The sequence below is a fragment of the Micromonospora fluostatini genome (genome assembly GCF_050410825.1).
Lineage (GTDB): Bacteria > Actinomycetota > Actinomycetes > Mycobacteriales > Micromonosporaceae > Micromonospora > Micromonospora rosaria.
The window spans coordinates 6,847,763-6,860,659 of record NZ_CP191251.1; the positions used below are offsets into that span (position 1 = coordinate 6,847,763).

A 12,897-nucleotide genomic window follows, 5' to 3' on the forward strand; every position below is an offset into this window, starting at 1 on the left:
CGTCCGCCCCTGGCCTGCTCGGTGCCAGGATGACTGATACGGTCCGGAAAACCGACTGGTATCAGGGAGTGGGACGACCATGGGTAAGAAGGTCACTGTCGTCGGGGCCGGCTTCTACGGCTCCACCACCGCGCAGCGCCTGGCCGAGTACGACGTCTTCGACACCGTCGTCATCACCGACATCGTGGAGGGCAAGCCCGCAGGTCTCGCACTGGACCTCAACCAGTCGCGGGCGATCGAGGGCTTCGAGACCAAGATCGTCGGTGCCACCACCGGCCCGAACGGCGAGGGCTACGAGGCCATCGAGGGCTCGGACGTCGTGGTGATCACCGCTGGTCTGCCCCGTAAGCCGGGCATGAGCCGGATGGACCTGCTGGAGACCAACGCCAAGATCGTCCGCCAGGTCTCCGAGAACGTCGCCAAGTACGCCCCGAACGCGGTCGTCATCGTGGTCTCCAACCCGCTCGACGAGATGACCGCGCTGGCCCAGATCGCCACCCAGTTCCCGCGCAACCGGGTGCTCGGCCAGGCCGGCATGCTGGACACCGCCCGGTTCACCAACTTCGTCGCCGAGGCGCTGAGCGTGCCGGTGAAGTCGGTGAAGACGCTCACCCTCGGGTCGCACGGCGACACCATGGTCCCGGTGCCGTCGCAGAGCACGGTGAACGGTGCCCCGCTGCGTGACGCCATGCCGGCCGAGCAGATCGAGGAGCTGGTGGTCAAGACCCGCAACGGCGGCGCCGAGGTGGTCGCGCTGCTCAAGACCGGCTCGGCGTACTACGCCCCGTCGGCCGCCGCGGCCCGGATGGCGAAGGCCGTCGCGGAGGACTCCGGCGAGGTCATGCCGGTCTGCGCCTGGGTCGACGGCGAGTACGGCATCTCCGGCGTCTACCTGGGCGTCGAGGCGGCGATCGGGGCCGAGGGCGTCAAGCGGGTCGTCGAGACCGACCTGGACGCCGACGAGCTGGCCAGCCTCAAGGAGGCCGCCGAGGCGGTCCGCGCCAAGCAGGCGGACGTCGCCACCATGTGATCCACCGACACCGCCGAGGGGCGGGCCGGCTCCGCGCCGGCCCGCCCCTCGGCGATTTCCCGGGCTGCCTCGGCGGTCAAGGGGGCTGCGTCACGCGGCGCGGTTTTCCGGACGCGAATCCCCTGCTCGACGAGACGGGGCCGGGGGGTGGAGGGCAGGGTGGTGGTGGGCGGCGTCTCCCGGTGGTGAGGGTGGGTGGGGGGTGCCGGCCCGTTTCCAGTACGCTCGTACTGCTTGAGCACGTGTCCCCCGAGAGGAGCGCCGGCCGATGGCGAAGATCAAGGTAAACAACCCGGTCGTGGAGCTCGACGGCGACGAGATGACCCGGATCATCTGGAAGCAGATCCGGGAGCAGCTGATCCTGCCCTACCTCGACGTCGACCTGCACTACTACGACCTCTCGATCCAGCACCGTGACGCCACCGACGACCAGGTGACCATCGACGCCGCCAACGCGATCAAGGAGCACGGCGTCGGCGTCAAGTGCGCCACCATCACTCCGGACGAGGCCCGGGTGGAGGAGTTCGGCCTGAAGAAGATGTGGCGGTCGCCGAACGGCACCATCCGCAACATCCTCGGCGGCGTCGTCTTCCGTGAGCCGATCATCATGTCGAACGTGCCCCGCCTGGTGCCGGGCTGGACCAAGCCGATCATCATCGGCCGGCACGCCCACGGCGACCAGTACAAGGCCAGCGACTTCGTGGTCCCCGGCCCGGGTACGGTGACCATCACCTACACCCCGGCCGACGGCTCGCAGCCGGTCGAGATGGAGGTCGCCAACTTCCCCGGCGGCGGCATCGCGATGGGCATGTACAACTACGACGAGTCGATCCGGGACTTCGCCCGCGCCTCGTTCCGGTACGGCCTGGACCGGGGCTACCCGGTCTACCTGTCGACCAAGAACACCATCCTCAAGGCGTACGACGGCCGGTTCAAGGACATCTTCGCCGAGGTCTTCGAGAGCGAGTTCAAGACCGAGTTCGACGCCGCCGGCATCACCTACGAGCACCGGCTGATCGACGACATGGTCGCCGCCGCCCTGAAGTGGGAGGGCGGCTACGTCTGGGCCTGCAAGAACTACGACGGTGACGTGCAGTCCGACACCGTCGCGCAGGGTTTCGGCTCGCTCGGCCTGATGACCTCCGTCCTGCTCTCCCCGGACGGCCGGACCGTCGAGGCCGAGGCCGCCCACGGCACGGTCACCCGGCACTACCGGCAGTACCAGAAGGGCGAGAAGACCTCGACCAACCCGATCGCCTCCATCTACGCCTGGACCCGGGGCCTGGCCCACCGGGGCAAGCTGGACGGGACCCCGGCGGTCACCGAGTTCGCCACCACCCTGGAGCAGGTCATCGTCGACACCGTCGAGGCCGGCCAGATGACCAAGGACCTCGCGCTGCTCATCTCGCGCGACGCCCCGTGGCAGACCACCGACGAGTTCATGAACACCCTGGACGAGAACCTGGCGCGCAAGCTCGCCGCCTGATCTCCGTACCGCGTACCGACGGGTCCACCGGCCGCACCGCGCCGGTGGGCCCGTCGGCGTCACCGGTCCGGTGATGGATCGTTGAGCTGGATGGACGTGATGCCAGTCGCGTCCAGGAAGGTTGACCGCGGTCGCCTCGCGGCACGAGTGCCGATCAGCCAGCCTTCCCGGCTGTCGAGCACAGCCAGCCGTCCCTTCCCTGCGGGGGGCCCTGTCCCGGGCCCCCCGCGCCCTGTCTGCCCCTTCGCCCTGTCTGCCCCGCGCCAGCGCATGCCACTCGCCCTCGCGCCCGGCCCCGGGTGTTAAGAAGGGGCCCCTGCTCTACCCCAGGCGTTAACAGGGGGCCCTTCCTTACCGGCCGGCGGCGCGGAGCAGGTCGGCGGCGCGTTCCGGGGCGACGTCGTTGATGAAGACACCCATCGCCGACTCCGAGCCGGCCAGGTACTTCAGCTTGTCCGCCGCCCGCCGGATGCTGAACAGTTGCAGGTGCAGGTACGCCAGCTCGCGTTCCAGCCGGACCGGGGCCTGGTACCAGGCCGAGATGTACGGCATGGGCACCTCGAAGAGCCGGTCGAAGCGGCCCAGCAGGTCCAGGTAGAGCGGCCCGAAGGCGTCCCGTTCGGCGTCGGTGAGCGCCGGCAGGTCGGGTACCACCCGGTGCGGCGCGAGGTGCACCTCGAAGGGCCAGCGGGCCGCCGCCGGGACGTACGCCGTCCAGTGCTCGTTGGCGGCGACCACCCGGTCCCCGGCGGCGCGTTCGGCGGCGAGCACGTCGGCGTGGAGGTTCCGCCCGCCGGTGGCCTCGGCGTGCCGGCGGGCGGCGGCCAGCATGCTCCGGGTCCGGGGGGTCAGGAACGGGTACCCGTAGACCTGCCCGTGCGGGTGGTGCAGCGTCACGCCGATCTCCACGCCCCGGTTCTCGAAGCAGAACACCTGCTCCACGCCGGGCAGCTCACCCAGGGCGGCGGTCCGGTCGGCGAGGGCGTCCAGCACGGTACGGACCCGCCGTGGCGGCAGCTGGGCGAAGGAGGTGTGGTGGTCGTCGGTGAAGCACACCACCTCGCACCGCCCCTGGCCGGGCCGGACCGGCGTGTACGGGGTGATCTCGGTGGGCTCGTCGGCGATCCGTTGACCGAACGCGGGGAACCGGTTCTCGAAGACCGCCACGTCGTACGCCGGTGCGGGGATCTCGCCGGCCCAGGACGGGGTGGCGGGACAGAGCGGGCACTGGTCGGCCGGCGGCAGGAAGGTGCGGGTCTGCCGGTGCACCGCCAGCGCCACCCACTCGTCGGTCAGCGGGTCGTACCGCAGTTGCGAGGCGGGGGACGGGGGCGGCAGGTCCCGTCGGTCCGGCTGGTCCCGGACCGCGTCGTCCCGCTCGTCGAAGTAGATCAGCTCGCGGCCGTCGGCCAGCTCGATGCTCGTCCGCTTCACCCGGTCGTCCCTCCGTCCGTCGCCCGGCCCGGTCCGGCCGGCACGATCATCAGCTCACCCACCTCGTCGCTGAGCAGCCGGCGGGCCTCCGGCGTCAGCCGGTCGTCGCTGACCAGCACGTGCGCCGAGGAGAGCGGGACGATGGAGGAGATGCCCACCGTCCCCCACTTGGTGTGGTCGGCGAGCACCACCAGGCGGTCGGCCGCCGCGACCAGGGCGCGGTCGGTCTCCGCCTCCATCAGGTTGGGGGTGGTGAACCCGGCCCGCTCGCTGATCCCGTGCACGCCGAGGAAGAGCAGGTCGAGGTGGAGCGAGCGGATCGCCGTCACGGCCAGCGGCCCGACCAGGGCGTCGGACGGGGTCCGCACCCCGCCGGTGAGGATCACGGTCTGGTCCGACCGGCCCCCGGCGTGCAGGATCTCCACCGCCGGTAGCGAGTTGGTCACCACCGTCAACCCGGGTACGTCGACCAGCCGGCGGGCCAGCGCCGCGGTGGTCGTACCGGCGGAGAGCGCGACCGCCGCGCCCGGCCGGACCAGCCCGGCCGCCCGCGCCGCGATGGCTTCCTTCTCCGGGAGCTGGCGTACCGACTTGGCGCGGAAACCGGGCTCGTCGGTCGAGCCGGCCCCGGTCACCGTGGCGCCGCCGTGCACCTTGGCCAGCAGCCCCCGGTCGTGCAGGGTCTCCAGGTCCCGTCTGATGGTCATGTCGGAGACGCCGAACGCGGCGGCCAACTCGCCGACCCGGACCCCGCCCGCCGTGCGGACCCGGTCCAGGATCGCGCTCTGCCGCTGCCGTGCCAGCATCCACACCCCCACGAATGTCACGCGTACGGACGCGTTTCAACAGGTGCGAACAGTAGCGCGCAGGAGGTGGGGGTGGTAGTGGGCTGAACGACCGGTCCGCGCCCCCGAGTGGTCGGCCGGTGGTGCGTGTTCCGCTGTCCACATCGGACCGCCGGACGATCCGTGGCCGGTCGCCGGGGCGCGGGCCGTCAGGCCGGTTGCAGGCGCGGCTCCACCCAGCCGGTCTCGGTCAGCAGGTGCATGACCGCCTCCACCGCCTCGTCCACCGTCCCGGTGGAGGTGTCGAGGACCAGCTCCGCGTCGGTCGGCACCTCGTACGGGTCGTCGACGCCGGTCATCCCGGTGAGCAGACCGGCCCGCGCCCGCGCGTACAGACCCTTGCGGTCGCGCTGCTCGCACACCTCGATCGGGGTGGCCACGTGGACCAGCAGGAAACCGGCGCCGGCCGCCAGCGCCATCTCCCGGGCGGTCGCGCGGGCCTGCGCGTACGGCGCGATCGGGCAGCAGACGGCGACGCCCCGGTGCCGGGCGATCTCGGCGGCCACCCAGCCGATCCGGCGGACGTTGAGGTCCCGGTCGGCCTTGCTGAAGGTCAGCCCGGCGGAGAGCTCCCGGCGCACCACGTCCCCGTCGAGCAGGGTGATGGTCCGGTCGCCCTGCTCGCGCAGCACGTCGGCCAGGCCCCGGGCGACGGTCGACTTCCCGGAGCCGGAGAACCCGGTGAAGAAGACCACCAGACCCCGGTACCGCCGGGGCGGACGGGCCCGGGTCAGCTCCTTCGCCACCGCCGGTGGGGTGTGCCACTCGGGCAGCGGGAAGCCCCGGTCCAGGTGGTCGTCGATCTCCTGCTGGGTGAAGGCCAGCCGCCGGTTGCGCGGCGGGATGTCGTCGCGCCAGCGCCACTGCCCGTCCCGGTTGTCGTACGCCAGCTCCCGGGGGACCAGCACCCGCAGCCCGGCACCGGAGAGCGACTCGCCGGTGGAGAGCAGGTGGGTGACCCCGTACGCGGCGGCGACCCGGGCGCGCAGCAGGGCGTCGCTGATCTCGTCCCGCCGCCGGGCCAGCGGCACCGTGACGATGGTGGCCGGCGGCATCCGGTCCCGGGCGGCGAAGACGCTGCGCACCAGCGCCTCGGACGGCAGCCCGCCGGTGGGCTGCTCGCTGACCGGGATCAGCACCAGCAGGTGCGCGCCGAGGGTCCGTACCGCGTGCGCGATCTGGGCGAGCTGGGGGCGGTGCAGCGGCCGGTCGGCGACGACGCCGAGCACCCGGCCCGGGGGCAGCAGCGCGCGTACCTCCTCGGGGTCGCGGCGCAGCCGCTGGAACGGGCCGTGCCCGCCGTCGCCGAGCCGGCGCACCGTCCCGCCGGCACCGGCGATCCCGTCGCGGACCGTCCAGACGTCGGTGACGTCCAGCGTCGCCACCGGGGCGCCCTCCGCGTCGGCGAGCACCAGCAGCCGCCGCGCGGGGTCGGTCACGTCCAGCCCCTGGGCGAGCGCCGTCGGGATCTGCAACGCCACCGGCACCGGCCACGGCGTACCGTCGGCCAGCCGGCCCCGGCGGCTGATCGAGACCAGGTCGGCGCGGGTCATGAAGCCGGTCAGCGGTGCGTACGCCCCGGTCAGCAGCAGCTCCAGGTCGGCCAGCTCACCCGGGCGCGGCGTGTACGCCGGCGCGTCCCGGAGCACCTCGTCGGGCAGCACCCACCCGTTGCTCATCCGCCACCCTCCCAGATCGCCGGCCGGCGCACAGGCTCATCGCCGCCGGGCACACAGTTTCTCAGCCGACCGCCGATCGGTCGAGAGCGCCACTCCCCACCCCGGGCCGCACCCCCACCGCCGCCGGCCACCGTCCGTCGCGGTCGCCGCCGCCCGGCCCCGTACGCCGGGTGGTGGGTGGCGACCCCGAGCTGCCGGAGCGCGGAATCAGGGGGTTCCCCCGGGTGTTTCCCGATGCCCCGATGGCCCCGGGTCCCTACGCTGAGCGACGTGACACTGATCGCGACCGAGTCGCTGACGAAGACGTACGGGGGTGGGGTCACCGCCCTGGCCGACCTGACCGTCGCGGTCGAGCCGGGGATCATCGGCCTGGTCGGCGCCAACGGCGCCGGGAAGTCGACACTGATCAAGATCCTGCTCGGCCTGCTCGAACCCTCCAGTGGGCAGGTCCGGGTGCTCGGCCTCGACCCGACCACCGACCCCGCCGCCGTGCGGGCCCGGGTGGGGTACATGCCCGAGCACGACGCCCTGCCGCCGGACCTCTCCGCCGCCGAGCTGGTCACCCACCTGGGCCGGATCAGCGGCCTGCCGCCCACCGTCGCCCGGGAACGCGCCTCCGAGGCGCTGCGGCACGTGGGCCTGCACGAGGAACGGCACCGGGCCGTCGGCGGCTACTCCACCGGCATGAAACAGCGGGTGAAACTGGCCCAGGCCCTGGTGCACGACCCGGACCTGCTGCTGCTCGACGAGCCGACCAACGGGCTGGACCCGGCGGGCCGGGACGCGATGCTCGCGCTGATCCACCGGATCGGCACCGAGTTCGGCATCTCCGTGCTGGTCTGCTCGCACCTGCTCGGCGAGGTGGAACGGATCTGCGACACGCTGGTCGCGATCGACGGCGGCCGGCTGCTGCGCGCCGACCACATCGCCGCCATGACCTCCGCCACCGACGTGCTCGCGGTCGAGGTCAGCGAGGGTACGGACCTGCTGGCCGCCCGGCTCGCCGCGCTGGAGCTGCCGGTGAGCCGGGACGGGCGGATGCTGCTCGTCCCGCTCGCCGACGACGACACCTACGACCTGATCCTCGGCGCCGTCGCCGAGCTGGACCTGCCGCTGCACCGGCTGGACCAGCGCCGGCACCGGGTGGCCGAGCTGTTCGCCCCGAGGGAGCCCAGCCATGTCTGAGCCGACCGGCGTCATCCACGACATCGGCTACCAGCGGTACACCGGGCCCCGGCTGGGGCGTCGGCACGTCTTCGGCGCGCTCTACCTGCACGGGCTGCGTACCGCGTTCGGCCTGGGCCGCAGCGCCAAGGCCAAGATCTTCCCCTGGCTGGTGGTGGGCGTGGTGGCCATCGCCGCGGCCGGGATCACCGCCGTGCGTACCCAGATCGGCGAGGTCGTGATGACCTACGCCCAGTTCGCCGACCGGATGAGCTGGATGGTCATCTTCTTCGTCGCGGTGGTCGCCCCCGAGCTGGTCTCCCGGGACCTGCTCAGCGGGGTGCTGCCGCTGTACTTCTCCCGCCCGCTGCCCCGCGAGGACTACGCGCTGGCCAAGCTGCTGGCCCTGGTCACCGCGCTCTGGCTGCTGCTCGGCGGCCCGCAACTGGTGATGTTCCTCGGCGCGGCGTTCACCACCGACGACGGGATACGCGGGGTCTGGAACGAGCTGCTGGACCTGCTGCCGGGGCTGCTCTACGCCGGGCTCTGGGCGGTGGTCTTCGCCTCGATCGGGCTGCTGATCTCCTCGCTCACCGGCAAGCGGGCCTTCGCCGCCGGCGGCATCGTGGCGGTCTTCCTGATGACCACCCCGATCGTCGGCATCCTGTCGATCATGCCGTCCCAGACGGTCAACGAGCTGGCCTTCCTCGCCTCCCCGTCGACGCTGGTGGGCGCCACCGGGGCGTGGGCGCTGGGCGACCTGCTGGTCTTCGAGGGATCCAGCGGCCCGCCGATCGGCGGCTTCGGCCCGCTCTACGCGGTCGCCACGGTCGCCCTGGTGGCCGTCGCCGTCCTGTTGCTGCTGCTGCGATACCGGAAGGTGGCCACCCGATGAGCGTGACCGACCAGGTGGACACGACCGGGGCCGGCGCCCCGACGGCCCGCGCGACCAGCGCGCTGAGCCTCGCCGGGGTCTCCAAGTGGTACGGCAACGTGGTCGCGGTCAACGACGTCACGATGAACCTCGGTGCCGGGGTGACCGGGCTGCTCGGCCCGAACGGCGCCGGCAAGACCACCCTGCTGCACATGATGGCCGGGTTCCTCGCCCCGTCCCGGGGCACGGTCACCCTGGACGGGACGCGGATCTGGCGCAACCCGCAGGTGTACCGGCGGCTCGGGCTGGTCACCGAACGGGAGGCCGTGCACAGTTTCCTCAGCGCGTACGAGTTCGTGCTGGCCAGCGCGAAGCTGCACGGGCTGCCCGACCCGGCCGCCGCGGCCCGCCGGGCGATCGGCCTGGTCGAGCTGGAGGGCGCGCAGGACCGGCGGATCGGCACGTACTCGAAGGGGATGCGGCAGCGGACCCGGGTCGCCGCGGCGCTGGTGCACGACCCGCAGGTGCTCCTGCTCGACGAGCCGTTCAACGGGATGGACCCGCGGCAGCGGCTGCACATGATGGAGCTGCTGCACCGGCTCGGTGACGCCGGCCGGACGATCCTGTTCAGTTCGCACATCCTGGAGGAGGTCGAGCAGGTCTCCGGGACGGTCCAGGTGATGGTCGCCGGCCGGCTGGCCGCCTCCGGTGACTTCCGGACCATCCGGCGGCTGATGACCAACCGGCCGCACGTCTTCGCGATCCGGTCCACCGACGACCGGGCGCTGGCCGTCGCGCTGATGGCCGAGCCCTCGGTCACCGGCGTGGAACTGGACCGCACCGGCCTGACCGTGCGGGCCGGCGACTACGGCGCGTTCACCCGGGTGCTGCCGAAGATCGCCCTGGCCCGGGGTGTCCGGGTCCGGGCGCTGCTGCCCGAGGACGAGTCCCTGGAGAGCGTCTTCTCGTACCTGGTGGAGGCCTGAGGTGTCGACCGTTTCCTCAATCACCGCGCGCGGGCTGTTCGGCCGGCGGCGGTTCCTGCTGCTGATTCCGCTGCCGCTGCTGGTGGTGGTGCTCGCGGTGGTCTCCCGCGTGCTGAAGGTGGACCCGGGCCAGTGGGGGCCGCCGATCCTGGTCGGCCTCGGCCTGGCGGTGGTGCTGCCGGTGGTCGCGCTGATCGTGGGCACCGGCGTGCTGGGCGCCGAGATCGACGACGGCACGGTGGTGCACATCCTGACCAAGCCGCTGCCGCGCTGGCAGATCGTGCTGCCGAAGCTGGCGGTGGCGACCGGGGTCACCGCGGTCACCGTCGCCGTCCCGCTCTACGTCGCGGCCGTGCTCGCCCACTCGGTACGCCTCGGGCTGGGGCTGGTCGTGGCGGCGGCGCTGGGGGCGCTGGCGTACTCGGCGCTGTTCCTGGCGTTGAGCCTGGTCACCCGCCGGCCGGTCCTGCTCGGCCTGGTCTACGTGCTGATCTGGGAGGGGCTGCTCGGCAACCTGGTCACCGGCACCCGGGTGCTCTCCATCCAGCAGTGGGTGATCGCGCTGGCCGACCGGCTGGCCCCCACCGACCTGCTCGCCACCACGGTCTCGGTGCCGGTGGCGGCGGTGATGACGGCGCTGGTCAGCGTCGGCTTCACGGTACTCGCCGTGGACCGGCTCCGCTCGTTCAGCGTGGCCGGCGAGACGAGCTGACCCGTTGAGTGAGGTGTGTGGAAGGGGCCCCTGCTCTGCGGAATGCGTTAACAGGGGGCCCCTCCTTGCACCTCAGAAGGCGCAGGCGACGACGAGTTCGGGGGTGCGGTCGGGGAGCAGGTCGAGCCGGCCGATCCGACCGGCCGCCCGCAGGTCGTCGACGACCAGGGTGAGCTGGTCGAGCAGGGCGGCCGGGCCGAGCGCCTCGGCCAGCGGGACCTCGGCCCTCATGGACAGCTTCCGCTCGGACTTGGCCCGGCGGACCTGGGTGAGCGCGTCGGCGGCGAGCCGGAACAGGGCCGGGTCACCGGTGCCCCGGATCGCCCGGTCCACCTCGTACGTGGTGGGCCACGGGGCGCGGTGCACCGAGCCGTACCGCCACCAGGACCACACCTCCTCGGTCACGTACGGCAGGGTCGGGGCGAAGAGTCGCACCTGCACCGACAGCGCGGTGGCCAGCGCGGCGCGGGCCGAGTCGGCGCCCGGCCCGGTGCCGTACGCGCGGTCCTTCACCAGCTCGATGTAGTCGTCGCAGAACCGCCAGAAGAAGCTCTCCACCGCCTGCACCGCGGCGGTGTGGTCGTAGCCGTCCAGAGCGGCGGTGGCCGCCGCGACCACGGTGGAGAGTTCGGCGAGCAGCGCGGTGTCCAGCGGCTCGGTGACCGGGGCCCGCAGCGCGTCGGCCGCGCCCAGCCCGAGCGCGAACGTCGAGGCGTTGAGCAGCTTGGTGGCCAGCCGCCGACCCACCTTGATCTGCGCCGGGTCGAAGGCCAGGTCCATCCCGGGCCGCCCGTTGGCCGCCCAGTACCGGACCGCGTCGGAGCCGTACTGCTCCAGCAGGGCCAGCGGGGTGACCACGTTCCCCTTGGACTTGGCCATCTTCTTCCGGTCCGGGTCGAGGATCCAGCCGGAGAGCACCGCGTCCCGCCACGGCAGCACCCCGTGCTCCAGGTGCGCCCGGACCACGGTGGCGAAGAGCCAGGTCCGGATGATCTCCTGCCCCTGCGGGCGCAGGTCCATCGGGAAGACCCGGGCGAACAGGTCCGGGTCGGTCTCCCAGCCGCCGACGATCTGCGGGGTCAGCGACGAGGTGGCCCAGGTGTCCAGCACGTCCGGATCGCCCATGAAACCGCCCGGCCGGCCCCGCTGTCCCTCGTCGTACCCGGGCGGGGGCTCGCTGGACGGGTCGACCGGCAGCATCACCTCCGGCGGTGTGAGAGGCTGGGAGTGGTCCGGCTCGCCAGCGTCGTCGAGCCGGTACCAGACCGGCACCGGCACGCCGAAGAAGCGCTGCCGACTGACCAGCCAGTCACCGGTCAGCCCGCCGACCCAGTGCTCGTACCGGTGCCGCATGTGCGCCGGCACCCAGGTCAGCTCCGCGCCCCGGGCCAGCAGCGCCGCCCGCAGTCCCGCGTCCCGGCTGCCGTTGCGCAGGTACCACTGCCGGGTCGAGACGATCTCCAACGGCCGGTCGCCGCGCTCGTAGAACTTCACCGGATGGGTGATCGGGCGGGGCTCGCCGACCAGGTCGCCCGCGTCGGCCAGCAACCCGACCACGGCCCGCCGGGCCCCGTTCACGCTCTGCCCGGCCAGCGCCGCGTAGGGCCCGGCCGGCACCCCGGCGGGCGGCTCGGGCAGCAGCCGCCCGTCCCGGCCGACCACCACCCGGGTGGCCAGGTCCAGCTCCCGCCACCAGGTCACGTCGGTCAGGTCACCGAAGGTGCAGACCATCGCGATGCCGGTGCCCTTGGCCGGGTCCGCCAGCGGGTGCGCGCGCACCGGCACCTCGACCCCGAACACGGGGGTACGCACGAGCGCGCCCACCAGGTCGGCGTACCGCTCGTCGTCGGGGTGGCAGACCAGCGCGACGCAGGCCGGCAGCAGCTCCGGTCGGGTGGTGTCGACCGGCACCGACCGACCGTCGGGCCCGGTGAACCGCAGCCGGTGGTACGCGCCCGGCCGCTCCCGGTCCTCCAGTTCGGCCTGGGCGACGGCGGTGGCGAAGCCGACGTCCCACAGGGTCGGCGCCTCCGCCTGGTACGCCTCGCCCCGGGCCAGGTTGCGCAGGAACGCCCGCTGCGACGTGGCACGGGCGGTCGCCCCGATGGTGGCGTACGTCAGCGACCAGTCCACCGACAGCCCCAGCCGCCGCCAGAGCGCCTCGAAGACCTGCTCGTCGGCGGCGGTCAGGGTCTCGCAGAGCGCGACGAAGTTGCGCCGGGAGATCGGGGTGGGGTTCCTGCGGGCCGCCTCGTCGACCGGGGTGGCCGGTGGCGTCCACGCCGGGTCGTACGGCAGCGACGGGTCGCAGCGCACGCCGTACACGTTCTGCACCCGGCGTTCGGTGGGCAGCCCGTTGTCGTCCCAGCCCATCGGGTAGAACACCGTCCTGCCGCGCATCCGCTGGAACCGGGCCACGATGTCGGTGTGGGTGTACGAGAAGACGTGTCCCATGTGCAGTTCGCCGGAGACCGTCGGCGGCGGGGTGTCGATCGCGTACACGTCGGACCGGTCCCGGGTCCGGTCGAACGCGTACGTGCCGTCGGACTGCCAGCGCCGTGACCAGGTCTCCTCGATGCCGTCCAGGGTGGGACGCTCGGGCCGGCCGGTGCGCTGCGCCGTGGTCGGGTCGGTCATCGGTCGATGGTAGAGCCGCCTGCGGGCCCCGCGCGTGGGGAATACGCGGG

10 protein-coding genes are annotated in these 12,897 nt (G+C 72.8%); 6 read left to right on the forward strand and 4 right to left on the reverse strand.

Annotation, left to right across the window (positions count from 1 at the left end):
- Positions 1 to 79 precede the first annotated feature (79 nt).
- Together ACQUFX_RS30650 and ACQUFX_RS30655 are read left to right on the forward strand one after the other, a co-directional pair.
- Positions 80 to 1,030 (forward strand): malate dehydrogenase, encoded by a 951-nt coding sequence (locus ACQUFX_RS30650; RefSeq protein WP_428963617.1) that lies wholly within the window; start codon positions 80 to 82, stop codon positions 1,028 to 1,030.
- Positions 1,031 to 1,298: 268 nt separating this feature from the next.
- Complete coding sequence (locus ACQUFX_RS30655; protein WP_428963618.1) at positions 1,299 to 2,516, forward strand: NADP-dependent isocitrate dehydrogenase; 1,218 nt, start codon at positions 1,299 to 1,301, stop codon at positions 2,514 to 2,516.
- Between the two features lie 351 nt (positions 2,517 to 2,867).
- On the opposite strand, the gene galT is transcribed toward ACQUFX_RS30655, so the two are convergent.
- From galT to cysC, 3 genes are all read right to left on the reverse strand, one after another.
- A complete protein-coding gene (gene galT / locus ACQUFX_RS30660) occupies positions 2,868 to 3,950 on the reverse strand; it encodes a galactose-1-phosphate uridylyltransferase (RefSeq protein ID WP_428963619.1) in 1,083 nt (360 codons plus the stop codon).
- Positions 3,947 to 4,756, reverse strand: a complete 810-nt coding sequence (locus ACQUFX_RS30665) for a DeoR/GlpR family DNA-binding transcription regulator (protein ID WP_428963620.1) — start codon at positions 4,754 to 4,756, stop codon at positions 3,947 to 3,949. The genes galT and ACQUFX_RS30665 overlap by 4 nt, the downstream gene beginning before the upstream one ends.
- Before the next feature lie 188 nt (positions 4,757 to 4,944).
- Positions 4,945 to 6,474, reverse strand: coding sequence for an adenylyl-sulfate kinase (cysC, locus tag ACQUFX_RS30670; protein WP_428963621.1), 1,530 nt, complete (start codon positions 6,472 to 6,474; stop codon positions 4,945 to 4,947).
- Positions 6,475 to 6,744: 270 nt separating this feature from the next.
- Between cysC and ACQUFX_RS30675 the strand changes: the two genes are divergently transcribed.
- From ACQUFX_RS30675 to ACQUFX_RS30690, 4 genes are read left to right on the forward strand one after another with little or no spacing between them, the layout of a single operon-like run.
- Positions 6,745 to 7,659, forward strand: coding sequence for an ABC transporter ATP-binding protein (locus ACQUFX_RS30675; protein ID WP_428963622.1), 915 nt, complete (start codon positions 6,745 to 6,747; stop codon positions 7,657 to 7,659).
- Positions 7,652 to 8,533 carry an ABC transporter permease gene (locus ACQUFX_RS30680; RefSeq protein ID WP_428963623.1) on the forward strand — a complete coding sequence of 294 codons (882 nt, stop codon included), beginning with the start codon at positions 7,652 to 7,654 and terminating at the stop codon, positions 8,531 to 8,533. Before ACQUFX_RS30675 ends, ACQUFX_RS30680 begins: the two co-directional genes overlap by 8 nt.
- Complete coding sequence (locus ACQUFX_RS30685; protein ID WP_428963624.1) at positions 8,530 to 9,498, forward strand: ABC transporter ATP-binding protein; 969 nt, start codon at positions 8,530 to 8,532, stop codon at positions 9,496 to 9,498. Before ACQUFX_RS30680 ends, ACQUFX_RS30685 begins: the two co-directional genes overlap by 4 nt.
- Position 9,499: 1 nt before the next feature.
- Entirely contained in the window at positions 9,500 to 10,210 is a 711-nt protein-coding gene (locus ACQUFX_RS30690; protein ID WP_428963625.1) for an ABC transporter permease subunit, read from the forward strand.
- Positions 10,211 to 10,282: 72 nt separating this feature from the next.
- Here ACQUFX_RS30690 and valS read toward each other — a convergent pair whose 3' ends face one another.
- On the reverse strand, positions 10,283 to 12,847 hold the full coding sequence (gene valS / locus ACQUFX_RS30695; RefSeq protein WP_428963626.1) for a valine--tRNA ligase: 2,565 nt from the start codon (positions 12,845 to 12,847) through the stop codon (positions 10,283 to 10,285).
- Positions 12,848 to 12,897: the final 50 nt, after the last annotated feature.

Excerpts from the sequence above, each read along its gene's own strand:
- ACQUFX_RS30650 (WP_428963617.1), top strand. The coding sequence starts at position 80 with ATGGGTAAGAAGGTCACTGTCGTCGGGGCCGGCTTCTACGGCTCCACC.
- ACQUFX_RS30655 (WP_428963618.1), top strand. The coding sequence starts at position 1,299 with ATGGCGAAGATCAAGGTAAACAACCCGGTCGTGGAGCTCGACGGCGAC.
- ACQUFX_RS30665 (WP_428963620.1), bottom strand. The coding sequence starts at position 4,756 with ATGCTGGCACGGCAGCGGCAGAGCGCGATCCTGGACCGGGTCCGCACG.
- cysC (WP_428963621.1), bottom strand. The coding sequence starts at position 6,474 with ATGAGCAACGGGTGGGTGCTGCCCGACGAGGTGCTCCGGGACGCGCCG.
- ACQUFX_RS30680 (WP_428963623.1), top strand. The coding sequence starts at position 7,652 with ATGTCTGAGCCGACCGGCGTCATCCACGACATCGGCTACCAGCGGTAC.
- ACQUFX_RS30685 (WP_428963624.1), top strand. The coding sequence starts at position 8,530 with ATGAGCGTGACCGACCAGGTGGACACGACCGGGGCCGGCGCCCCGACG.
- valS (WP_428963626.1), bottom strand. The coding sequence starts at position 12,847 with ATGACCGACCCGACCACGGCGCAGCGCACCGGCCGGCCCGAGCGTCCC.